Origin of the sequence: Castellaniella hirudinis, assembly GCF_047468865.1 — a bacterium.
Lineage (GTDB): Bacteria > Pseudomonadota > Gammaproteobacteria > Burkholderiales > Burkholderiaceae_B > Castellaniella > Castellaniella hirudinis_A.
This window is the reverse complement of record NZ_JBLGTV010000010.1, coordinates 99616-120998: the sequence shown is the minus strand read 5'-3', so window position 1 is coordinate 120998 and position 21383 is coordinate 99616. Positions and strand designations below refer to the sequence as shown.

The 21383-nt window shown below is 65.9% G+C and carries 21 protein-coding genes; 12 read left to right on the top strand and 9 right to left on the bottom strand.

Going from position 1 to position 21383, the window contains the following annotated elements:
- Positions 1–348: 348 nt before the first annotated feature.
- A complete protein-coding gene (murU, locus tag ACMHYJ_RS12625; protein ID WP_414246524.1) occupies positions 349–1062 on the bottom strand; it encodes an N-acetylmuramate alpha-1-phosphate uridylyltransferase MurU in 714 nt (237 codons plus the stop codon).
- Positions 1062–2111: an aminoglycoside phosphotransferase family protein gene (locus ACMHYJ_RS12620; protein WP_414246523.1), complete on the bottom strand. Its 1050-nt coding sequence runs from the start codon at positions 2109–2111 to the stop codon at positions 1062–1064. The genes murU and ACMHYJ_RS12620 overlap by 1 nt, the downstream gene beginning before the upstream one ends.
- A 132-nt stretch (positions 2112–2243) precedes the next feature.
- On the opposite strand from ACMHYJ_RS12620, the gene ACMHYJ_RS12615 reads away from it, so the two are divergent.
- From ACMHYJ_RS12615 to rsmA, 3 genes are read left to right on the top strand one after another with little or no spacing between them, the layout of a single operon-like run.
- A complete protein-coding gene (locus ACMHYJ_RS12615) occupies positions 2244–4613 on the top strand; it encodes an LPS-assembly protein LptD (protein WP_414246522.1) in 2370 nt (789 codons plus the stop codon).
- Complete coding sequence (locus tag ACMHYJ_RS12610; RefSeq protein WP_414246531.1) at positions 4613–6091, top strand: peptidylprolyl isomerase; 1479 nt, start codon at positions 4613–4615, stop codon at positions 6089–6091. The genes ACMHYJ_RS12615 and ACMHYJ_RS12610 overlap by 1 nt, the downstream gene beginning before the upstream one ends.
- A gap of 5 nt (positions 6092–6096) precedes the next feature.
- Positions 6097–6897 (top strand): 16S rRNA (adenine(1518)-N(6)/adenine(1519)-N(6))-dimethyltransferase RsmA, encoded by an 801-nt coding sequence (gene rsmA, locus ACMHYJ_RS12605; protein WP_414246521.1) that lies wholly within the window; start codon positions 6097–6099, stop codon positions 6895–6897.
- Here rsmA and gloA read toward each other — a convergent pair.
- The 6 genes from gloA to glyQ all read right to left on the bottom strand — a co-directional run bounded on the left by gloA (position 6869) and on the right by glyQ (position 12624).
- Positions 6869–7264: a lactoylglutathione lyase gene (gene gloA / locus ACMHYJ_RS12600; protein WP_414246520.1), complete on the bottom strand. Its 396-nt coding sequence runs from the start codon at positions 7262–7264 to the stop codon at positions 6869–6871. The two genes, rsmA and gloA, sit on opposite strands and share 29 nt — an antisense overlap.
- Before the next feature lie 185 nt (positions 7265–7449).
- Positions 7450–8286, bottom strand: coding sequence for a M48 family metallopeptidase (locus ACMHYJ_RS12595; protein ID WP_414246519.1), 837 nt, complete (start codon positions 8284–8286; stop codon positions 7450–7452).
- A 15-nt stretch (positions 8287–8301) separates the two neighbouring features.
- Positions 8302–9054 carry a lysophospholipid acyltransferase family protein gene (locus ACMHYJ_RS12590; protein WP_414246518.1) on the bottom strand — a complete coding sequence of 251 codons (753 nt, stop codon included), beginning with the start codon at positions 9052–9054 and terminating at the stop codon, positions 8302–8304.
- A complete protein-coding gene (gene gmhB / locus ACMHYJ_RS12585; RefSeq protein ID WP_414246517.1) occupies positions 9051–9605 on the bottom strand; it encodes a D-glycero-beta-D-manno-heptose 1,7-bisphosphate 7-phosphatase in 555 nt (184 codons plus the stop codon). Before gmhB ends, ACMHYJ_RS12590 begins: the two co-directional genes overlap by 4 nt.
- Entirely contained in the window at positions 9602–11734 is a 2133-nt protein-coding gene (gene glyS / locus ACMHYJ_RS12580) for a glycine--tRNA ligase subunit beta (RefSeq protein WP_414246516.1), read from the bottom strand. The genes gmhB and glyS overlap by 4 nt, the downstream gene beginning before the upstream one ends.
- A complete protein-coding gene (gene glyQ, locus ACMHYJ_RS12575) occupies positions 11731–12624 on the bottom strand; it encodes a glycine--tRNA ligase subunit alpha (RefSeq protein WP_414246515.1) in 894 nt (297 codons plus the stop codon). Before glyQ ends, glyS begins: the two co-directional genes overlap by 4 nt.
- Before the next feature lie 103 nt (positions 12625–12727).
- On the opposite strand from glyQ, the gene ACMHYJ_RS12570 reads away from it, so the two are divergent.
- From ACMHYJ_RS12570 to ACMHYJ_RS12560, 3 genes are read left to right on the top strand one after another with little or no spacing between them, the layout of a single operon-like run.
- A complete protein-coding gene (locus ACMHYJ_RS12570; protein ID WP_414246514.1) occupies positions 12728–13495 on the top strand; it encodes a crotonase/enoyl-CoA hydratase family protein in 768 nt (255 codons plus the stop codon).
- A gap of 10 nt (positions 13496–13505) precedes the next feature.
- Entirely contained in the window at positions 13506–14324 is an 819-nt protein-coding gene (locus ACMHYJ_RS12565; protein ID WP_414246513.1) for an HpcH/HpaI aldolase/citrate lyase family protein, read from the top strand.
- Between the two features lie 43 nt (positions 14325–14367).
- Positions 14368–15339 (top strand): thymidylate synthase, encoded by a 972-nt coding sequence (locus ACMHYJ_RS12560; RefSeq protein WP_414246512.1) that lies wholly within the window; start codon positions 14368–14370, stop codon positions 15337–15339.
- A gap of 85 nt (positions 15340–15424) precedes the next feature.
- Here the strand turns inward: ACMHYJ_RS12560 and ACMHYJ_RS12555 are convergent, their stop codons facing one another.
- A complete protein-coding gene (locus tag ACMHYJ_RS12555; protein ID WP_414246511.1) occupies positions 15425–15847 on the bottom strand; it encodes an OsmC family protein in 423 nt (140 codons plus the stop codon).
- Positions 15848–16074: 227 nt separating this feature from the next.
- Here ACMHYJ_RS12555 and ACMHYJ_RS12550 point away from each other — a divergent pair, with 227 nt between their 5' ends.
- From ACMHYJ_RS12550 to coq7, 6 genes are read left to right on the top strand one after another with little or no spacing between them, the layout of a single operon-like run.
- A complete protein-coding gene (locus tag ACMHYJ_RS12550) occupies positions 16075–17748 on the top strand; it encodes a cbb3-type cytochrome c oxidase subunit I (RefSeq protein WP_414246510.1) in 1674 nt (557 codons plus the stop codon).
- A 2-nt stretch (positions 17749–17750) separates the two neighbouring features.
- Positions 17751–18395: a cbb3-type cytochrome c oxidase subunit II gene (locus ACMHYJ_RS12545; protein WP_414246509.1), complete on the top strand. Its 645-nt coding sequence runs from the start codon at positions 17751–17753 to the stop codon at positions 18393–18395.
- Entirely contained in the window at positions 18388–18975 is a 588-nt protein-coding gene (locus ACMHYJ_RS12540; protein ID WP_414246508.1) for a c-type cytochrome, read from the top strand. Before ACMHYJ_RS12545 ends, ACMHYJ_RS12540 begins: the two co-directional genes overlap by 8 nt.
- A gap of 15 nt (positions 18976–18990) precedes the next feature.
- Positions 18991–19635: an SCO family protein gene (locus ACMHYJ_RS12535; RefSeq protein WP_414246507.1), complete on the top strand. Its 645-nt coding sequence runs from the start codon at positions 18991–18993 to the stop codon at positions 19633–19635.
- A complete protein-coding gene (locus ACMHYJ_RS12530) occupies positions 19632–20411 on the top strand; it encodes a hypothetical protein (protein WP_414246506.1) in 780 nt (259 codons plus the stop codon). Before ACMHYJ_RS12535 ends, ACMHYJ_RS12530 begins: the two co-directional genes overlap by 4 nt.
- Before the next feature lie 10 nt (positions 20412–20421).
- Positions 20422–21099 (top strand): 2-polyprenyl-3-methyl-6-methoxy-1,4-benzoquinone monooxygenase, encoded by a 678-nt coding sequence (gene coq7, locus ACMHYJ_RS12525; RefSeq protein WP_414246505.1) that lies wholly within the window; start codon positions 20422–20424, stop codon positions 21097–21099.
- Positions 21100–21383 lie beyond the last annotated feature (284 nt).

The following is a 21383-nucleotide window of genomic DNA, read 5'->3' as shown; positions in this document are numbered from 1 at the left end:
AGGGCCAGGGCCTGCGGGAAGTACAGTTCCAGCGCCAGCTTCCAGGGGCTGTCGTGGTCGTCGGCAGTGGAAGGGTGAGAGGGCGAGCGTTTGGACATGACGGGCATCCGGGGGCGTGGATGCCTCATTATTCCGGGGATCATCCGGCCCCAGGGGGGCAAGAGGACAGAAAGGGCATGCCCGGACCGTGGCAAGGCAACGACGATCCATGGCAAGGCGAAGACCGGGTAAAGAGACAAGGCAAAAGGACGTGGGCCTCGTTTCCGCCCGGGCAGCAGGCCGTTGAGCTGTCGCACACAGCAGGCGCCGGGCGGGCCGTGTGCGCAAGCGGGGGATGGCGGGGCGGGATTATGGCTGATGGGCCAATGCCTGGTTCAGGGCGTGCAGGCGCTGGGGGGTGCCGACGTCGATCCAGCGGCCTGGATGGCGGGTGCCTTGGACGGCGCGCCGGGCCATGGCGCGACGCAGCAAGGGGGCCAGGGGGGCGGGAAGGTCGGGGGCGATCCGGGCGAACAGGCTGGGGCGGTACAGGCCGATGCCGGCGAAGGTCAGGCGGCTGGGTGCCGGGGGGGGCGCGGGCTGCGGGGGCAGGTCGGCTGCCACGCGGCCGTCCGGGTGCAGGGTGAAGTCCCCTGCCGGGTGCTGGGGCGGGTTGTCGACCAGCAGCAGGTGGGCCTGGCTGCGGGGGGACAGTTGGTCGGCCCATTGCCGGGCCTGGGCGGGATCCCAGTCGCACCAGATGTCGCCGTTGATGACCAGAAAGGGCTGGTTCTGGAAAAAGGGCAGGGCGCGCGCGATGCCGCCGGCGGTCTCCAGGGCCTGGGGTTCGGCGGAGTAATGCAGGTGCACGCCCCAGGGGCTGCCGTCGCCCAGGGCGGCTTCGATCTGTTCGCCCAGCCAGGCGTGGTTGATCAGGATGTGCTGGAAACCGGCCCGGGCCAGGGCCTGCAGGTGCCAGGCGATCAGGGGCCGGCCGCCGACGGGCAAGAGGGGCTTGGGGCAGTGGTCGGTCAGGGGGCGCATGCGTTCGCCGCGCCCCGCGGCCAGGATCATGGCGCGCATCAGAAGGAATAGCCGTCTTGCTTGACTGTGCCTTCGGCTTGTTCCAGCAGGCGCAGCAGGGGGTGTAATGCGTGGTAGCGGCCGGCCACCTGGTCGATGTAGGCCCGCACGCGGGGGATGTGATCCAGGTAGTGGGGCTTGGCGTCGCGCAGGGCCAGCCGGGCGAAGACGCCCAGGATGCGCAGGTTGCGCTGCAGTCCCATCCATTCGTATTGGGTGTGGAATTCGCTGAAGTCCGTGGGGACGGGCAGGCCGGCCGTGCGGGCGTATTCCCAATAGCGGATGGCCCAGTCCAGCTGCTGGCTTTCTTCCCAGGGGGTGCGGGCGTCCATGACCAGCGAGGCGATGTCGTAGCTGATGGGCCCGAGCACGGCGTCCTGGAAGTCGATGATGCCGGGCGTGAAGTCGGGCGCGCCGGGGCCGATCATGAGGTTGGGCGAATGGTAGTCGCGGTGCACGAAGACCTGGGGCTGCGCCGCGGCCTGGCCGGCCAGCAGGCCGAAGATCCGGGTCAGCAAGGCTTGGGCGTCGGCATCCGGGGTGTGGCCCAGGTGGGCCTGCAGATACCATTGCGGAAACAGGGACAGTTCTTGCAAGAGCCGGCTGGCATCGTATACGGGCAGGTCGTCGGTGTTGCAGTGCTGCAGGCGCACCAGCGCCCGCAAGGCCCCCCGCATGTGCTGCTGCCAGGTGGCGTCGTCCTGGGTGGCGCCCGCCTGGATGGCCTGGTAGAAGGTCTGGCGGCCCAGGTCGGTCAGCAGCAGGAAGCCCTGGGACAGATCCTGAGCCAGGATGCCGGGCACCCGCAGCCCGCCGGCGGCCAGTCGCGCCGCGACCTGGATGAACGGCGTGCAGTCTTCGTGCGGGGGCGGGGCGTCCATGACGACCACGGGGCCGTGACTGGCCTGCAGGCGGAAATAGCGCCGGAAGCTGGCATCGCCGGAAACCGGGGCCAGGCTGTCGATTCGCAGGCCCAGTGCCGGGTCTTGCTGGCCCAGCCAGAGATGCAGCGCCTTCAGGCGGGGGTCGGAATCAATCGAGGGGGTCATGAGAGGGTTTTCACCATGAAATCAGCGGATCGCACGCCCAAGGCGCGGCTTCTTTATAATACTGGGTCGCTGGTCTTCTGTGGTGCGCGAGGCAGCGGTTTCTTTCATCCTCTCTTTTAAGGCCCGGTTTACGTGCATTGGATCAGCCGCATCGTCCTCGTCAGTGTGTTCATGTCCGCGCCCGCCCTGGCCGACCAGCCGATGGCGCCGGCGGGCGAATTGCGCATGGTGGGCAGCCTGCGCCTGCACAGCGTGCCCCGGGACGACGATCTGCCCGCCTTCCTGATCGGCGACGACATCAGCCGCGATGCGCAGGGGCGCGTCAGCCTGCGGGGCAATGCCCAGGTGCGGCGCCTGGATGGCGTGGTCAAGGGCGACCGCATCGACTACCTCCCGGGCACCGGCGACATCGAGGTCGCCGGTCATGGTCTGCTGATGCGCGATGGCAGCATCGTCAAGGGCCCCCGCCTGCGCTACAACACGGGCACCAGCCGGGGGGCCGTCGAAGCCCCTGAATTCTGGCTCGGGGCCTCGGCGGGCCAGGGGCGGGCGGCATATGCCGATCTCCTCGATCGCCGGCACATGCGTCTGGACGACGTCCGCTACACCGGCTGGAACGGGCCAGACCCCGCCTGGCACATTGATGCCAGCCAGGTGGACTTGTACCTGGACGAAAACGAAGGCGTGGCGCGCCACGGGGTGCTGCGCTTCAAGGGCGTGCCCATCCTGTATTCGCCCTACCTCAGCTTTCCGCTGGGCCGGGATCGCAAAAGCGGTTTCCTGCTGCCCACTTATGGCACGTCCAGCAACGCCGGGATCGAGCTGACCACCCCGTATTACCTCAATCTGGCGCCCAATTACGATGCCACCCTGTCGCCCCGCTTCATGAGCAAGCGCGGGGTGCTGCTGGGGGCTGAATTCCGTCACCTGGGGCAGCGTTCGCACTCCGAGCTGTTCGGCGCCTACATCATGCGCGACCGCCAGACCGGCGACAAGCGCTGGCTGTATTCGGTGCAGCATACCCAGAATCTGGGCGGCGGGTTCCAGGCCTACCTGGATGCGCGCAAGGTGTCCGACGATAATTATTTTCGGGATTTTTCGTCGTTTGGCATGACCGACGCGGCCATTACCTACATGCCCAGCCAGGCGCTGCTGACCTGGTCCGGCGGCCCCCACCTGAGCGCATCGCTGCAGTTCTATACCTACCAGACGCTGCAGGATGCCACCGGCACGTTTCTCGCCCCACCCTACAACAAGCTGCCCGAGCTCCACGTCCGGGCGCAGCACTACAACTGGAACGGCTTCGACGTGGTGTCCGACAACACCGCCACCCGTTTCATGGCCCCCATCTACCAGGGGGACGCCTTTCCCGCCGAGGCCAACCGCCGATTGATGCCCAATGGCCTGCGCATGACCTCCTACACGTCGGTGGCGCGGCCCTTCGTCTGGCCGGGGGCCTACATCACGCCGAAGGTCGGCCTGCACCTCAGCCAATACCAGACGGATTGGTTCTACGACAGCATCCAGGGCCTGCCGCCCGAACTCCTGGGCCAGCCCGACAGCCAGTCGCGCGTCCTGCCCATTTCCTCGTTGGATGCGGGGCTGACCTTCGAGCGCCAGGCCTCGCTGTTCGGCAACGCGGCGATCCAGACGCTGGAACCCCGCCTGTACTACCTGTATGTGCCCTACCGGGATCAGTCCGGCCTGCCGGTGTTCGACACGGGCATGGCCACGTTCAGCTACCAGCAGGCCTTCGATGAAAACATCTTCAGCGGCGGCTGGGACCGCATCGCCAATGCCAACCAGCTGACCGCGGGCTTGACGACGCGCTGGCTGGATGCCGATACCGGCTTCGAGCGCGTGTCCCTGTCCGTGGCCCAGCGGTTTTATTTCGACGACCAGAAGGTCACCCTGCCCAGCCAGACGGCCCGCAAGGCGTCCGAGTCCGATTATCTGCTGGGGGCACATGCCGCCCTGACGGACAAGTTTTCCGTGTATTTCGATGGCCAGTTCGACCATGAGACCAGCAAGCGCAACCGGATCAGCGCCGGGATGCGCTGGGCGCCCAAGCGCCTGGCCACCATGGCCCTGGCCTATCGCTACGAGCGCGATCCCAACCTGTACACCGACCCCTATCGCATCCTGCCGCCCGATGCCGCGCTGCAGTCGCACGAACAAATCAGCTTCAGCACGCAGTGGCCGCTGTCGGCCCGTTGGTTCGGGGTGGGCCGCTACGATTATTCCCTGGCCGAAAAACGCAATACCCAGTCCATTGTGGGGCTGGAATATCGGGGCGAGGGCGGATGGGCCGCGCGCACCGTGCTGCAGCGCTATGCCGTGTCCTCCGAGAAAACCAATACCGCATTGTTTCTGCAGCTGGAACTCACCGGCCTGGGGGCCTTGGGTACCGATCCCATGTCTTTGTTGTCCGAACGCATTACGGGGTATCAGTCTGTGAATACTCCGGTGTCCGATAAAACTGTCTTCGAGAGGTATGAATGATGTCTGGCTTGCGTCCTCCCGCTGGCACGGTGCTCCTGGCGTTGATGCTGGGCAGTGGCGTCCTGGCCTCCCCCGTGCTGGCGGCGGGTAAAACCCCGGCGCGCCAGGCGGCGCCCGCCCAGCAGTTCGTCGACGGCATCGCCGCCGTGGTCGACCACCATGTCATTACCCTGGGGCAACTGGACGAAAAAACCGTTACCGTGCGCCGGCAGATGCAGCAGCAACGCATCCCGGTGCCGGATGACGCAGTGTTGCGGCACCAGGTGCTGCAGCAGATGATCAACACCGCGCTGCAGGATCAGGAAGCCCAGCGGGTGGGTATCCAGGTGTCCGATGCGCAGGTGGCCCAGGCGGTTCAGTCCATCGCCCAGCGCAACCGCCTGACGGTCGATCAGCTGCGCAAGGAAATCCTGGGCAGCGGCATGGACTGGGGCCAATACCAGGACGAACTGCGCGCGCAGATCCAGGACGACATGCTGCGCCAACGCTTTGTCGAAGATCGCATCAGCATCAGCGACGACGACATCGACGCCTTCCTGCAATCCCAGGGGGATCAACTGCCGCCGCCGCAAATGGCCCCCGAGCCCGAACCCGCGCCCGCGCCGGTTCCCACGGGGCCCGAACTCGTCGAACTGGCCCAGATCCTGATCGAAGTGCCCGATTACGCGGCGGATTCCGTGGTGGCCGAGAAACGCCAAGAAGCCGAGGCCCTGTTGCGCAAGCTGAAATCCGGCGCCGACTTTGCCGGGGTGGCCGCGGCGTCTTCCAACGGCCCCCAGGCCTTGCAAGGGGGCGATATGGGCATACGCCCCCTGAAAGACTGGCCTGATCTTTTCGTCCAGGCCATCTCCAGCACCCCGGCTGGCGGATTGAGCGGCGTGATCCAGAGCGGGCGGGGTTTCCACATCCTGAAAGTGCTGCGGCGCGGCTACGCCCAGCGCCCAGCGCCCAAGCAGGCGGCCGCCGCTCAGCCCGCGCCGCGTCCCCAGGCCCAGCAGCAGCCCGCCGGCCCCATGATGGTCACCCAGACCCACGCCCGGCACATTCTGATCAAGACCAATAAGGTCGTGGACGACGACAAGGCGCGCGGCACCCTGGAGGGCCTGCGCCAGCGGATCGAGCACGGCGAATCCTTCGCCGAACTGGCCAAGCGTTATTCGCAGGATGCCTCCGCCCAGAAAGGCGGCGACCTCGGCTGGCTGAACCCCGGCGAAACCGTTCCGGCCTTCGAACAGGCCATGAACGGCCTGCAGGACGGCCAGGTCAGCCAACCGGTCAAGTCGCCCTTCGGCTGGCACCTGATCCAGGTCGAGGAACGCCGCAGCAAGAATATGGAAAATGAATTCCGCCGCATGCAGGCGCGCCACGAACTCATGCAGCGGCGCATCGGCCCCGCCTACGAAGACTGGCTGGATCAGCTGCGCAGTCAGGCCTACATCGACAACCGCCTGGACGACACCCGCAGCGGGCAGCCGTAAATCATATGGCACACCAGGCACGCAAGCGCTTCGGCCAGCACTTCCTGAGCGATGAATCCGTGGTGGATGCCATCGTGCGGGCCATCGACCCCCAGGCCGATGACTGCGTGGTCGAAATCGGCCCCGGGTTGTCGGCCCTGACGGCGCCCCTGCTGGACCGGCTGCCGCACCTGACCGCCGTCGAGATCGACCGCGACCTGGCCCAGCGCTTGCGCCAGGCCTGGCCCGCCCAGCGCCTGACGGTCGTGCAGGCCGATGCCCTGAAGGTGGATTTCTCCAGCCTGCTGCCTGCGGGGCACCGCCCGCTGCGGGTGGTTGGGAACCTGCCCTACAATATTTCCACCCCGCTGCTGTTTCATCTGGCGCGGTGGGCCGAACTGGTGCAGGATCAGCATTTCATGTTGCAGCGCGAAGTCATCGACCGCATGGTGGCGCGCCCGGGCGACAGCCAGTACGGGCGGCTGTCCGTCATGTTGCAGATGCGCTATCGGATGACGCACTTGTTCGATGTGCCGCCCGAATCCTTCGATCCGCCCCCCAGGGTGATGTCGGCTATCGTGCGCATGCGGCCGCTGCCGGCGGCGCAGTGCCGGTTGCCGGTGGACGCGGCGGTATTCGACCAACTGGTGTCGCGGGTGTTCGAGCACCGCCGCAAGATGATTCGCGGCAGCCTGGGCGATTGGGCGAAGGGGCTGGATTGGGATGCGCTGGGGGTGTCTCCCACGGCGCGCCCCCAGGAACTGACCGGGGATCAGCTCATGGACATGGCCGATGCGGTCAGTCTTCGCGGCCGCTGCGCTGGATGAGTTCTACCTTGTAGCCGTCGGGATCCTCGACGAAGGCGATCACCGTGGTGCCGTGTTTCATGGGGCCGGCTTCGCGTACCACCAGGCCGCCCCGGGCTTTGATCGTGGCGCAGGTGTCGTAGGCGTCTTCGACCTCGATGGCGATGTGGCCGTAGCCGTTGCCCAGGTCGTAGCGGTCGGTGTCCCAGTTATGGGTGAGTTCAAGCACCGCCCCGTCGGCTTCGTCCTGGTAGCCGACAAAGGCCAGGGTGAACCGGCCTTCGGGGTAGTCTTTGCGCCGCAGCAGCCGCATGCCCAGGATATCCGTGTAGAACATCAAGGATCGATCCAGGTTGCCGACGCGCAGCATGGTGTGTAGGAGTCGCATGGTGTGTTTCCGATGATCTGTGAGACAAGCCCATGATACGCAGGTTTTGGCAAAAAAAGCGAAACCGGCGGTGCCCGGGGTCTCCGCGCACCACATAGACCGCGCTCACCCTGGTGGCCGCGATCACGTTCTTCATCGCCAGGGTGGGGGTCATCATCGCGGTGCCATGGGTGGCGCCGGCGGGCTCAGAACAGGGGCAGGGTAGCGGGGTGGTGCTGCTTCAGGGTGTCGCGGGCCTGCTCGTAGCCGGGGCACAGGCGGGCCACTTCCCGCCAGAAGGCGGGGCCGTGGTTCATTTCTTTCAGGTGGGCCACTTCGTGGGCGATGACGTAGTCGATCAGGCCGGGCGGCAGGTGGATCAGGCGCCAGTTCAGGCGGATGCGGCGCTGGGCCGAACACGACCCCCAGCGGCCCTGGGCGCCGGATAGGCCCCAGCCGGTGATTTTCTGGCCGGCCAGATCCAGGTAGTGCCGCAAGCGAGGCTGGAACACAAGGCCGGCCTGGGCTTGCAGCCAAGCCTGGGCCAGATCCTGGATGCGGGCGCCGTCGGCCTGATCCGGCAGCGGCAGCACCAGGCGCTGGCGGGTTTGAGGGCGCCGGGCATCGCCCTCGAAGCGGGTGGCGCCGCCGCTGTCCAGGGCTAGCTGGATCATCACGCCCAGATAGGGGATCTGCCCGCCGGGGCGCCACTGGCTTGCCTGCAGAGCCAACAGGCGCAGGCGCGCTTGCTGGATAGCCTGTTTTTCTTGTATCCAGCGGGCTTTTTCCCGGATCAGATCTTCAATTTGTCCGCGGGTCGCCCAGGTGGGCGCCTGGACGTGCAGCTGGGCATCTCGCAGGGTCAGGCCGATGGTCTTGCGCCGGGAACGCCGCAGGCTGTATTCCGGCAGCGGGGCCGCGCCGGGTTTTGCGTGGCCAGGCGTCTGTTCGGCGGCAAAGGGTCGGGCTCGCCGCGGCGTTTTCGGGGACGGGACGGCGGGCTGAAACAAATCCAGCTGCTGTGGGCAGGGCCGGTCGGTCATTGCGCGGGCGAGGGCTCAGGGCTGGCCGGTGGCCGATGGGGGCTGCTTGGCGTAGCGCTCGGGGTTCAACTGCCGCATTTCGGCTTCGATCCAGTCGCGCACGGCATTGTTCAGGGTCACCGAGTTGTATTGGGTGGGATCCAATGGCGGGCCATAGGACACGGTGACCAGGCCGGGCGTCTTGATGAAGGCGTTGCGCGGCCAGCGTTCGCCGGCATTGTGGGCCACGGGGATCACGGGGACGCCGGTCTTGCAGGCCAGCATCGTGCCGCCCTGCTTGTAGCGCCCGGTTTCGCCGGGGGCTACCCGGGTGCCTTCGGGAAAAAGCACGGGCCAGCGGCCTTCTTGCAGGCGCTGGCTGCCGATGCGCACGACCTGCTCGAAGGCTTCGCGGCCTTTGGCGCGGTCGATGGGGATCATGCTGAGTAGGGCCAGGCTCCAGCCGAAGAAGGGCACATGATGCAGTTCTTTTTTGTATACGAACACGACGTCGCGCGGCAGTTTGACGGCGAAATACAGGGTCTCCCAGGCGGACTGGTGCTTGGACAGAATGATGGCGGGCCCATTGGGCAGATGTTCGGTGCCGCGCGCCTGGTAGCGGATGCCCAGTATCCAGCGGGCGCCCCACAGGGCCAGGGCCGGCCAGCCCAGGGTCAGGCGGTAGCGCCAGGCCAGGGGCAGGGGGGCCCACAGCACGCAGCAGAAGGCATAGGGGATGATGGTCACGGTCAAGAAGACCATGTAGAGGGCGGAGCGCAAAAAGGTCATGGGGCGGCTTTCAAGAGGGCGTCGACGACGGCGGCCAGGTCGTCGCAGACGACCGTGCCGGCGGGCAGTTCTCCGCAGGTGCCGGAGGTTTCCCAGGTTTTGCGGCCTTTGCCCGTCAGCACCAGCCAGGGGCTGCAGCCCACGCTGGCGCCGGCCTGCAGGTCGCGCAGGCTGTCTCCCACCAGGGGGATGCCTTCCAGGCGGACGTCCAGGCGTCTGGCGATGTCCAACAGCATGCCGGGCTTGGGCTTGCGGCAGTCGCATTGCGCGCCGGGCCCGTGGGGGCAGAAAAAGATGGCGTCGATGCGCCCGCCCACCTCGCTGGCCGCTTGGCGCATGCGCTGATGGATGTCCCCCAGGGTTTCCATGGTGAACAGGCCGCGCGCCAGCCCGGACTGGTTGCTGGCCACGACCACGCGCCAACCGGCCTGGCTCAGGCGGCCGATGGCCTCCAGGCTGCCGGGGATGGGCACCCATTCGTCGGGCGATTTGATGTAGGCGTCGCTGTCTTCGTTGATAACGCCGTCGCGGTCCAGGATGATGAGTTTCACTGCGCCAGCCTGGAGAGATCGGCCACCTGGTTCATCAACTGGTGCAGCGATTGCAGCAGGGCCAGGCGATTGGTGCGGGTGGCGGGGTCGTCGGCCATGACCATGACCTCGGTGAAGAACGTATCCACGGCGGCGCGGGCCTGGGCCAGAATGGCCAGGCTGTGGGTGAAGTCGCCTGCCTGCAGGGCGGCCTGCGCCTGGGGCGCCAGTTGGGTGATGGCCTGGGCCAGTTGGCGTTCGGCGGGTTCGGCCAGCAGCGCCAGATCGAATGCCGGCAGGGTCTGGTCGGCCTTTTTCAGCAAGTTGCTGACGCGCTTGTTGGCGGCGGCCAGGGACTCCGCTTCGGGCAGGCGGGAGAATTCCTGGCAGGCCTGAACCCGGGCGGCCACTTGGTGCAGCGGTGGGCGCAGGGCCAGCACCGCGTCGATGGCCGCCCGCTCGTATTGCCCCGCCAATTGGTGGCGGTAGCGCTCGAAGATGAAGTCCTGGACTTGCGCCTGCGTGTCCTTGGCCAGGGATCCGGCCGGGAAGTTGGATTCTGCCTGGGCCAGCAGCGCGCCGAGATTGGCGGGGCTGTCCTGGCTGGCCTGCAGCCAGCCGCCGGCCGTCAATTGCTCGTAGGCGCTGATCAGGCCCAGGGCGGCCCGGCGCAGGCCGTAGGGGTCGCGTTCGCCGGTGGGGGCCAGGCCGATGCCCCAGATGCCCATCAGGGTTTCGGCGCGCTCGGCCATGAACAGGATGGCGGCCGTCAGGGTGTCGTCGGCGACGGGTTCGTCGAGGCGGATGCGGTATTGGTCGCGCAGGGCGCGCACCACGTCCGCGGGATAGCCGTCGTGCTGGGCATAGTAGGCCCCCATGATCCCTTGCAGCTCGGGGAATTCGCCCACCATCTGGGTGCCCAGGTCGGCGTGGGCCAGCATGCCCGCCTGGGCGGCCGTCTTGGCGTCGCCCCCCAGCAGGGGGGCCAGCCAGCGGGCCATCTTGCGCACGCGCTCGGTGCGCTGCAACTGGGTGCCCAGCTTGTTGTGATAGATGCTGTTGCTCAGGTCGGCCACGCGGTCGGCCAGCGGCGTCTTCAGGTCGGCCTGGTAGAAGAACTGTGCGTCCGCCAGGCGCGGGCGCACCACCCGCTGGTTGCCTTCGATGATCTGGCGGGGATCGTCGGGCTGCATATTGCTGACGATCAGGAAACGGTGCGTCAGGCGGCGGCTGGCCGGATCGAACAGGGGGAAGTATTTTTGGTTCAGCCGCATGGTCAGGATCAGGCATTCCGGCGGCACGGACAGGAATCCGGTGTCGAACTGCCCCACGTAGACCGTGGGCCATTCGACCAGGGCCGTGACCTCGTCCAGCAGGGCCTGGGTTTCGGGGTCGTGCCCGATCGTGGCCTGCAGGCCGTCGGCGGCATCGGCCAACTGCTGTGCAATGCGCGCGCGGCGCTGCTGGAAACTGGGCACGACATAGCCCTGTGCGCCCAGCACGCCGGCCCAGTCGTCGGCCGACGGGATGGACAGGGGCGCGGGGCACAGGAAGCGGTGGCCGCGGGTGAGGCGATCCGCCCGCAGGCCCAGCACCTGCACCGGCACCACGCGTTCGCCCCACAAAGCCAGCAGGTGGTGGGCGGGGCGCACGAATTTGACGCTGGTGCGGCCATCGGCCAGCTGATACTGCATGACCTTGGGGATGGGCAGGTGGGTCACGGCGTAGTCCAGGGCCTGCTGCAGGCCGTCGGCCAGGGCGGCGCCCGCCGCCGTGCCTTCGGCGTACAGCACGGTCTGCTTGCCGTCGTCCCGCCGGGAGAGATCCGCGGGCCGCAGGTGCGCCAGGCCTTTGGCCTGCAGTTTTTTCAGCAGCGCGGGGGTGGCGTTGCCGTCGGCGTCCAGCCCGATGCCGGCCGGCATGAGTTTTTCGGTATAGGGCTGGTCGGGAGCCTGATCCAGCACGGCGCTGAAATGCACCGCCAGCCGGCGCGGGGTCGCGTACACCGTATGCGCGCAGCCCTTGGCCAGCAGGTGCTGTTTGTCGAGCATCTGCCGGATGCCGTCGGCAAAGGCTTCACCCAGGGCCGGCAGGGCCTTGGGGGGCAGTTCTTCGGTCAGGAGTTCGACCAGCAGGGCTTGCGTGCTCATGCCTGGGCCTCCAGCATGGGAAAGCCGAGCTTTTCGCGTGAATCGTAATAAGCCTGGGCGACCGCGCGCGACAGGTTGCGGATGCGGCCGATGTAGGTGGCGCGTTCGGTGACGCTGATGGCGCCTCGGGCATCTAGCAGGTTGAAGGCGTGGGCCGCCTTCAGGGTGGCTTCGTAGGCGGGCAGGGCCAGGGGCACGTCGATCAGCCGCTTGGCTTCGGCCTCGTAGTCGTTGAAATGGGTCAGCAGCATGGGGGTGGCAGCGTATTCGAAGTTATAGGTGGACTGTTCGACCTCGTTCTGGTGGAACACGTCGCGGTAGTGAACCGTCCGGCCATCGGGGGCCTGTGTCCAGACCAGGTCGTAGACCGATTCGACCCCCTGAAGGTACATGGCCAGGCGTTCCAGGCCGTAGGTGATTTCGCCCATGGTGGGGTTGCAGTCCAGCCCGCCGACCTGCTGGAAATATGTGAACTGCGTGACTTCCATGCCGTTGAGCCAGACCTCCCAGCCCAGGCCCCAGGCGCCCAGAGTGGGGTTTTCCCAGTCGTCCTCGACAAAGCGGATGTCGTGTTGCATGGGGTCGATTCCCAGGGCTTTCAGCGAGCCAATGTACAGATCCAGGATGTCGGGCGGGGCGGGCTTGAGCACCACCTGGAACTGGTAATAGTGCTGCAGGCGGTTGGGGTTGTCGCCATAGCGCCCGTCCTTGGGGCGGCGCGAGGGCTGCACATACGCTGCGCGCCAGGGCTCGGGGCCGATGGCGCGCAGAAACGTGGCCGTGTGGGATGTGCCGGCCCCGACCTCCATGTCGTAGGGCTGCAGCAGGGTGCAGCCCTGGCGGTCCCAGTATTGCTGGAGCGATAAAATAAGCTGTTGGAATGTGAGCATGGCGTGGCGGGGTTTGGCAGGGGTTTTATCCGAATCTCGGGTACAGTGCAGGCTGTGCCCAAAACGGCCATTTTATCCACTTCTGTTTTTTGTCGGAGAAATCATGAGCGATTGCCTGGAAATTCAACGGCTGGACGGGGTTCTGGTCATGCGCCTCAACCGCCCGCAGGCGCGCAATGCCATCGACCTGGACACCGCCCAGGCTCTCGCGGCCGCACTGGACGAACTGGATGCCGATCCGCAATGGCGCTTGGGGATACTGACCGGCGCGGGCGGCAATTTTTGCGCCGGCATGGATCTGAAGGCCTTTGCGGCCACGGGCCAGCGCCCCTACGTGGGCGACCGGGGCTTTGCCGGCTTGTGCGAACGCCCCCCCGAGAAGCCCCTGATCGCCGCCATCGAAGGCTATGCGCTGGCCGGCGGTTGCGAGCTCGCCCTGGCCTGCGACCTGATCGTGGCCTCGCGCGAGGCGCGCTTCGGCCTGCCCGAGGTCAAGCGGGGTCTGGTGCCGGGGTCCGGCGGCCTGTTGCGCCTGCCGGCGCGCATTCCCTACCACATCGCCATGGAAGCCGTGCTGACCGGCGATTTTTTCCCGGCGGAGCGCTTGCACCAGCTGGGTTTCGTCAATCGCCTGGCCGAACCGGGGCAGGCCCTGGACGCCGCGCTGGAACTGGCGCGCGGCATCGCGGCCAATGGCCCGTTGGCCGTGCGCACGGCGAAAGCCGTCCTGGCCCAGTCGCGCAATTGGCGGCCGGACGACATGTTCGACCTGCAGCGCCCCCGTATCGCCCACATCTTCACCTCTGCCGATGCCCATGAGGGCGCCACCGCTTTTGCCGAGAAGCGGGCCCCCGTGTGGCAAGGCAAATAAGGAGCCCGTCATGCACAAGACCCTGATGCGCAGTGCCCTGTTCGTGCCGGCCAGCCGGCCGGATCGTTTCGCCAAGGCGGTGGCCAGTGGGGCGGACGCCGTCATCATCGACCTTGAAGACGCCGTCGCCCCGGAGGCCAAATCCGCAGGCCGCGATGCGCTGGCCAATTATGCCGCCGCCCACCCCGACGAAGCCTTGTGGGTGCGCATCAATGACGGCACCACGGCCTGGTTCGAGGACGACCTGGCGGTGTGCCGCGCCTTGCCTTCGGTGGCGGGCATCGTCCTGCCCAAGGCGCAGACGGCGGATCACGTCTATATCGTTTCGGGGGCGGGCAAGCCCCTGATGCCCGCCATCGAATCCGCCTCCGGCTTGCGGGTGCTGGATCGGATCGCGGCCGCCAACGGGGTGGTGCGCCTGACTTTCGGCATTCTGGATCTGATGGTCGAATTCGGCGCGCGGCCCCATACCGAAGGCGGGGGCCGCATCCTGGATCAGATCCGCTTTCAGATTTTGCAGGCCAGCCGCATGCATGGCCTGGCCGACCCGCTGGACACGGTTTACGCGGACTTTTCCGATACCGGCGGCCTGACCCGTTCGGCTGAATTGGCGCGCGACATGGGGTTTGGCGGCATGCTGTGCATTCATCCCAAGCAAGTGCCGGTGGTGCATCAGGTGTACCGGCCTTTGCCGGAAGAACTGGATTGGGCGCGGCGTGTGGTGGATCACGCCGATCAGACCGGCGAATACGCCTTCCGGCTGGATGGCCGGATGGTGGATCTGGCCCTGATCGAGCGCGCCCGCCGGGTGCTGGAGCGCGCCGCCTGAGCCCCGCCGCCCATTCTTTCTTCTTCAACTGGAAGCCATCGGCATGCAAGCCTACCTGGATCTCGTGCAGTCCATTTTCGACCAGGGCGCCTGGCAGGAGAACCGCACCGGCGTGCGCACGCTCAGTCTGCCGGGCGCAAGCCTGCGGTTCGATCTACAAGAGGGATTCCCCGCCGTCACCACCAAGCGTCTGGCGTTCAAGTCGGCCATCGGCGAACTCGTGGGGTTTTTGCGGGGGGCCGACAGCGCGGCGGATTTTCGCCGGCTGGGCTGCCGCGTATGGGATCAGAACGCCAACGAAAACCAGGCCTGGCTGGACAGCCCCTGGCGCGATGGGCTGGACGACCTGGGGCCGGTGTATGGCGTGCAGTGGCGCCAGTGGCCCGCCTACAAGTTGCTGCCGGCTGGCGGGGAGGCGCGTATCCAGGCCGCCCAGGCCGATGGGTATCGCTTGGTCGGGCCGGTGCAAGACCAGGGCCAGGCCTGCGTGCTGCTGTACAAACCCATCGACCAACTGCGCCGTTGCCTGGATGCCCTGATTCACGATCCCGGCAGCCGGCGCATCCTGTTTCATGGCTGGAACTGGGCGCAACTGGAAGAAATGGCCTTGCCGCCCTGCCACCTGCTGTACCAGTTTCTGGCCAACCCGGGGACGGGTGAAGTGTCTTTGTGCCTGTACGTGCGCAGCAACGACGTGGGCCTGGGCACCCCGTTCAACCTGGCGGAAGGCGCGGCGCTGTTGCATCTGGTGGCCCGTCTGACCGGCTACCGGCCGCGCTGGTTCACTTATTTCATCGGCGATGCGCACATCTACGAAACCCACGTCGAGATGTTGCGTGAACAACTGCGCCGGGCGCCGTACCCGGCCCCGCGGCTGCGGCTCTCTGAGCGTATCCCGGCTTATGCCGAAACCGGGGTGTTGCAGCCCGAATGGCTGGCGCGCGTCGAGCCGGCCGATTTTTCGCTGGAAGGCTACCAGCATCACCCGCCGCTGACCGCCCCGATGGCGGTGTAGGGCAGTCCCGGCCCGCGCCGGGTTTTTTCCGGGTGCGGCGCAGTTTTCCGGGTGCGGCGTGTTTTCTTGGTCCGCGCGGGAGGGGTCATGCGTCGATCAGGGTGATCGCATGCGTGATTTCGGCGGTTTTTTCCAGCATCGCCACGGCGGAACAATACTTGGTGTGCGACAGCTGCACGGCGCGCTCGACCGCTGCCGGGGGCAGGTTCTTGCCGGTGACCCGGAATTCGAAGTGGATACGGGTAAAGACCTTGGGGTCGGTGTCCGCGCGCTGGCCGGTCAGCTTGACCTGGCAGCCGGTAATGGCATGGCGCCCGCGCTTGAGGATCAGCACGACGTCATAGGCCGCGCAGCCGCCCGCCCCGGTCAGCAGGGTTTCCATGGGCCGGGGGGCCAGGTTCTGGCCGCCGCCGTCCGGCGCGCCGTCCATGGCCAGCACATGGCCGCTGCCGGTGCGGGAAACAAACAGCATGCCTTCCGGGCCTTGCCAATCCAGGGTGCATTCCATGGTGTCGTCCTTTTGTCTGTCAATCCGTCATATTAAGTGTTTTCCCTAGTCTTTTGCCAGGGGAAAGGAGAGGAGAATCCTGGAAAGGCCCCTGGTCGATGGGGGCTTTTCAGTCTGGTTTAAGGTGTCAGATTTATCATAGATCAAAACTAACGCTACAATTCCGGGTTACCACCGCATGGATTTTGCCTGTGCGTGGCCTTTGATTGTCCTTCACTGGAAGCGCTGTGGATACCGTCACCGTATTACTCATGACCTTCATATTGTCCGTCACCGGGCTGGGTATTTTTATCTGGTCTCTGCGGCGGAACCTGTTCGACGACAACCCCGCAGCGGCAGGGGTCATTTTTTCGACGGGCGAGATCGGCCACGTCGAAGACCCGTCCGCCACGCCCGAGCAGCGGGCCGGCCTGCAGCAGGTTGTCACCGATGGCGGCAAGGCCGTGATCGATCCCTCCCTGGCCGACAAGCTCAAAGTCGAACTCGCCGAGCGCATGGAGGCCGACCAATCCACGGCCTTCGTCACCTTCGTGTTCCTGAGCTGTGCGATTGTCTGGCTGGTGGCGGCCTCCACCTTTGGCCTGATCAGCTCCATCAAGCTGCACAACCCCGAATTCCTCACCGAATACGCCTGGCTGACGTTTGGCCGCACGCGCACGCTGCACCTGAACATGGTGGCCTACGGCTGGTGCCCCATGGCGGCTTTCGGGATCGCCATCTGGGTGCTGCCCCGCCTGCTCAAGACCCGCCTGTACGGCGGCCGCTATGCCCTGCTGGGCTGTGTGCTCTGGAACACCGGCCTGCTGGCGGGGCTGGGCGCGATCGCCATGGGGATCAACGATGGCCTCGAATGGCTCGAAGTCCCCTGGCAGATCAGCATCCTGATCGTCCTGGGCGGCGCCTGCATCGCGTTTCCGCTGGTGTTCACGCTGCGCAACCGCAAGGTCGATCACCTGTACGTGTCCATCTGGTACATGGGGGCCGCCCTGTTCTGGTTCCCGGTGCTGTACCTGGTGGGCAAGGTGCCCGGGGTGCACTTCGGGGTCGAACAGGCCGCCATGAACTGGTGGTTCGGCCACAACGTGCTGGGGCTGTACTACACCCCCATCGCCCTGGCCACGGTGTATTACTTCTTGCCGAAGATCATCGGCCGGCCCATCCAGTCCTATAACCTGTCGCTCATCGGTTTCTGGGCGCTGGCCTTTTTCTACGGCCAGGTCGGCGGCCACCACCTGGTGGGCGGTCCCGTGCCGCACTGGCTGATCTCCCTGTCCATCGTGCAGTCCATGATGATGATCATCCCGGTGCTGGCCTTCTCGGTCAACCAGCACCTCACCATGCGCGGCCACTTCAAGACCATGTATTATTCGCCCACGCTGCGCTTCATCGTCGTCGGGGCCATGATGTACACCCTCAGCTCCTTCGAAGGTTCCCTCGAAGCCCTGCGCTCGGTCAGCCAGGTGGCGCACTTCACGCACTTCACCGTGGCCCACGCCCACCTGGGGCTGTATGCCTTCTTCTCCATCGTCATGTTCGGCGCCATTTACTTCGTCATGCCGCGCGTCATGTCCTGGGAGTGGCCTTACCCCAAGCTCATCAGCCTGCACTTCTGGCTGGTGACGCTGGGCATCGGCGTGTATTTCGTCGGCCTGTCCATCGGCGGCTGGCTGCAGGGCCTGGCTATGCTGGATGCCACCAAGCCGTTCATGGATTCGGTGCTGGTCACCATGCCGTATCTTGAAGCCCGTTCCCTGGGCGGCACCATGATGACCCTGGGTCACCTGGTGTTCGCGGCGCACTTCGTTGCAATGGCCTTGCGCCACGGCGCCCATCGCGTGGGCCCCGCCCTGTTGCATACCCGTTCGTCTCAGCCTGAAGTTCAGGCGATTGCAGGTGCCTGATCATGGAAAGCGAATACAAACTCCTTAGCGGGGCGATGGTCACTCTCGCCCTGGCCACGGCCACCCTGGTGGTGGTGCCCTATTTGCAGCTCCAGACGGTTCAGCCGTCCCCGGGGCTCAAGCCCTACACCGAGCAGCAGCTGCGCGGCCGCCAGGTCTACATCGAAATGGGCTGTGTCTACTGCCATTCGCAGCAGCCGCGCAGCCAGTCCTTCGCCCCCGATTTCCAACGCGGGTGGGGACGCGCGCCCGTGGCGGGCGATTATTACTATGATCACCCGCATTTGCTGGGCACCATGCGCACCGGGCCCGATCTGTTCAACATCGGGGCGCGCCAGCCCAGCGTCGACTGGAACCTGGGCCACCTGTACCAGCCGCGGGCCTATACCCCGGGCAGCAATATGCCCGCCTTCCCCTTTATGTTCGAGCTCAAGGACAAAGCCGATCCAGGCGATAAGGTGGTGAATCTGCCGCCCAGCTATGCGCCGCCCAATGGTCAGGTCGTCGTCGCCACGCCGGATGCCCTGGCGCTGGTGGATTACCTGATCGGCCTGAATCACACGTATCCGGTTCATCCCGATGCGACCTTGCCCACGACGGTAAAAGATCAGCTGGAACCAGCCGCCGAAGGAGCCGCAAATGAGTAATAAGAAATTTACACAGCAGCGCCGCGAGCAGCCTGAACCCTACGAGGGCAATCACCCGATTCCCTGGGTCGTGCTGGGCATCATCGGCGCCCTGTTGCTGTGGGCCGTCTGGCATTTGTACAGCACGTATACGCCCATGCCGCCGTCGGTGGGCGACGATCGTATCGCCGCCGACTTCATGGTGCCGGTCAGCGCCGATGGCGGCCAGCTGTATACCGCCAATTGTGTCGCCTGTCACCAGGCCAATGGGGCGGGCGTGCCCGGGGTTTTCCCCCCGCTGTCCAAATCCGAATGGGTGGATGATGGCGATGGCAGTGTCATGGTGCGCATCGTGTTGCATGGCATCCATGGCCCGCTCACGGTCGAAGGCGCCCAGTACAACGGCGAAATGCCGCACTTCCAGGATAAGTTCTCCGATGAGGAAGTCGCCGCCATCGTGACCCATGTCCGCAGCAGTTTCGGCAATACCGCCTCGGCGGTCGATGCCCAGTTGGTGGCCCAGATTCGCGAGGCTTCCAAGGATCAGACCACGCCCTGGAAAGGCGACGAAGATCTGCGTCCCCTGCTGGGTCAGCAATAAGGCATTGCGGATGTCATGCGGTGGGTTTTCGCGCTGGTGCTTTCCCTGGTGGCGGGTGTCGGGGCACTGTATGGCCTGACCAGCGGCTTTACCGCCCTGACCGCCGAAACCGCCCGCCGCCAGGCCATCGCGGCGCGGCCCCAGGTCTTGCCGCCCGTCCGGGTGCTGGATGCGGCGGGCGGCGTTTTGCCGCTGCAACAAGACCTGCGGCGCGATGGCCGGGTCGCCATCGTCAATTTCTTCTATACGCGCTGCAATGCCCTGTGCCTTGCCCAGGGGTCGCTGACCGAACAGCTTCAGCAAGCCATCCGTGCGGAGGGCCTGCAAGACAAAATCCGCTTGATCAGCCTGAGCTTCGATGCGCGCGACCGGGCCGACGATCTGGCGCGCTATGGCGCGCGCATGGGGGCCGACCCGGGCATCTGGCAGTTTCTGACCCTGACTGAGGCCGATTCGCGCCAGGCCCTGCTGGATCAATTCGGTCTCGTCGTCGTGCCTGCGCCGCTGGGCGAATTCGAACACAATGCCGCCTTGCATCTGGTCACGCCGGATGGCCGGCTGGTGCGCATCTTCGATCTGGACGAGCCCGGCCTGGCCTTGAAGACCGCCCAGGCGCTGGCCGATTCGCCCCGTCCGGCGGTTTCCGAGGGGCCGTCATGAAGGCGCCGCATGTTGCGCCGGACGCGGGGCCCGCGCCGGACGCCACCGTCGGGATGCATGCGCCGGCTGGCCGTGTGCCGCCCCCCGCTTCGGCGCGGCCCGCGTGGCGCGGCCCGGCTGCCGTCGGCGTGGCCTCCCTGGCGCTGTCCCTGATCTGCCTGGCTGTGGCGCTGGGCCTGCGCGGGCCTTTGACCGCCTTGATGAGCCTGCACATGCTGGTGCAGATTCCCTTGTTGACGCTGGCCGGGGTATTGGCCGAGCAAGCCTGGCATGCCTGGTGCATCACCCGGCCCGCGCACCGGACTTCGGCGGCCATCAGCCGCCGCCGGGCGCAGCAAGGCCAGCCCGATCTGATGTGGCGGCCCACTTCCGGGCGGCGCATCCGCTGGTCCTATAACGCCTATGGCATCCCCGGCCTGCTGCTGGTCAGCCTGGTCGGGGCGGGCTGGATGATTCCCAAGGCACTGGACGATGCGCTGGTGGACTGGCGAGTGGCTGCGTTCAAGTATCTGGGCCTGCCCCTGTGCGGTTGGATATTGCGCTCGTCCGTGCGGCGGGCCAACGTGGTCATCAAGCTGTTTTTCCTGGGCAATTTCTGCTGGATGAGCGCGATTGTCGGCATGGTCTACCTGGATCAGCCCATCCGTCTGTGCAATGCCTATCTGCAGGACGACCAGGACTGGGCCGGCCGCGGGCTGGTCGTGCTGGCCATCGTGTTACCCTCATGCTGGTTGATTGCGTCAATCAAGCCGATCTGGCGTTTCTTGAACCGATAAGGGGGTCATCATGGATCATGCGGTCCAATCTCATCCGCAGTCGTGGCAACGTCGCTCAGGGCCTTTGGACGCCCTGCTGGCCGAGGTCGGACGCGCTCTGCAAGTGCTGGACGGCACGGTGGCGCACGACCGCCCGTACCCCGCCGGCGCGGCCCGGGCCGACGATCCGGTCTTGTCCGATCCCGAGGCGCGGCATGTGGCGGGGCTGATGCGGGTCAACCATGTGGGCGAAATCTGCGCCCAGGCCTTGTATCGCGGTCAGGCCCTGCTGTGCAAGGACGAACGCATCCGCCAGGTGCTGCTGCAGGCCGCCGCCGAGGAAGTCGATCACCTGGCCTGGTGCCGTCAGCGCCTGGACGAGCTCCACGACCGGCCCAGCCTATTGAATCCCCTGTGGTATGCCGGGTCGTTTGGCCTGGGTCTGCTGGCCAGCCGGGCGGGCATTCCCTATAACCTGGGCTTCATGGCCGAAACCGAGCGCCAGGTCGAAGAACACCTGGACGGCCACCTGGCGGCGCTGCCGGAACAAGACCGTCGCTCGCGCCAGGTCGTCACCCAGATGCGCGACGACGAAATCGGTCACCGCACCACGGCAGAAGATCACGGGGCGGCGCCCTTGCCAGCGCCCGTGCGGGGCGCCATGCGCCTGATGTCGCGCATCATGACCACCACGGCCTACCGGATTTGATCGAATAGGAGCTAAGGATTACCCTAGGGCGTGTCAAAAACACAACAAACCTATGGCTGTCATCTATTGACATCAAAAAAATCTTGCATCGCAACAAACTTAGCCTATATAATTTGCTTATCGGATGTCGAAACATGATTGCAGCGGGAAAACCCTAAATCATGATGGCTCGGGCCCCAGGCCCTGGTAGCCCGACATGCCCAGGTTGTCTCCTCCACCCTCCTCCTTTGGTGGATTTAGCCCAGGATCTTCGGATCTTGGGCTTTTTTTTTACGATTGTTTCC

What these genes read in the sequence shown, in the direction of transcription:
- ACMHYJ_RS12560 (WP_414246512.1), top strand. Translation starts at nt 14,368, where the DNA reads ATGCAAGCCTACCTGGATCTCGTGCAGTCCATTTTCGACCAGGGCGCC.
- rsmA (WP_414246521.1), top strand. Translation starts at nt 6,097, where the DNA reads ATGGCACACCAGGCACGCAAGCGCTTCGGCCAGCACTTCCTGAGCGAT.
- ACMHYJ_RS12565 (WP_414246513.1), top strand. Translation starts at nt 13,506, where the DNA reads ATGCACAAGACCCTGATGCGCAGTGCCCTGTTCGTGCCGGCCAGCCGG.
- gloA (WP_414246520.1), bottom strand. Translation starts at nt 7,264, where the DNA reads ATGCGACTCCTACACACCATGCTGCGCGTCGGCAACCTGGATCGATCC.
- glyQ (WP_414246515.1), bottom strand. Translation starts at nt 12,624, where the DNA reads ATGCTCACATTCCAACAGCTTATTTTATCGCTCCAGCAATACTGGGAC.
- ACMHYJ_RS12535 (WP_414246507.1), top strand. Translation starts at nt 18,991, where the DNA reads ATGCGGTGGGTTTTCGCGCTGGTGCTTTCCCTGGTGGCGGGTGTCGGG.
- ACMHYJ_RS12545 (WP_414246509.1), top strand. Translation starts at nt 17,751, where the DNA reads ATGGAAAGCGAATACAAACTCCTTAGCGGGGCGATGGTCACTCTCGCC.
- ACMHYJ_RS12590 (WP_414246518.1), bottom strand. Translation starts at nt 9,054, where the DNA reads ATGACCTTTTTGCGCTCCGCCCTCTACATGGTCTTCTTGACCGTGACC.
- glyS (WP_414246516.1), bottom strand. Translation starts at nt 11,734, where the DNA reads ATGAGCACGCAAGCCCTGCTGGTCGAACTCCTGACCGAAGAACTGCCC.
- ACMHYJ_RS12530 (WP_414246506.1), top strand. Translation starts at nt 19,632, where the DNA reads ATGAAGGCGCCGCATGTTGCGCCGGACGCGGGGCCCGCGCCGGACGCC.
- ACMHYJ_RS12620 (WP_414246523.1), bottom strand. Translation starts at nt 2,111, where the DNA reads ATGACCCCCTCGATTGATTCCGACCCCCGCCTGAAGGCGCTGCATCTC.
- ACMHYJ_RS12570 (WP_414246514.1), top strand. Translation starts at nt 12,728, where the DNA reads ATGAGCGATTGCCTGGAAATTCAACGGCTGGACGGGGTTCTGGTCATG.
- ACMHYJ_RS12555 (WP_414246511.1), bottom strand. Translation starts at nt 15,847, where the DNA reads ATGGAATGCACCCTGGATTGGCAAGGCCCGGAAGGCATGCTGTTTGTT.
- ACMHYJ_RS12540 (WP_414246508.1), top strand. Translation starts at nt 18,388, where the DNA reads ATGAGTAATAAGAAATTTACACAGCAGCGCCGCGAGCAGCCTGAACCC.
- murU (WP_414246524.1), bottom strand. Translation starts at nt 1,062, where the DNA reads ATGCGCGCCATGATCCTGGCCGCGGGGCGCGGCGAACGCATGCGCCCC.
- ACMHYJ_RS12595 (WP_414246519.1), bottom strand. Translation starts at nt 8,286, where the DNA reads ATGACCGACCGGCCCTGCCCACAGCAGCTGGATTTGTTTCAGCCCGCC.
- ACMHYJ_RS12610 (WP_414246531.1), top strand. Translation starts at nt 4,613, where the DNA reads ATGTCTGGCTTGCGTCCTCCCGCTGGCACGGTGCTCCTGGCGTTGATG.
- coq7 (WP_414246505.1), top strand. Translation starts at nt 20,422, where the DNA reads ATGGATCATGCGGTCCAATCTCATCCGCAGTCGTGGCAACGTCGCTCA.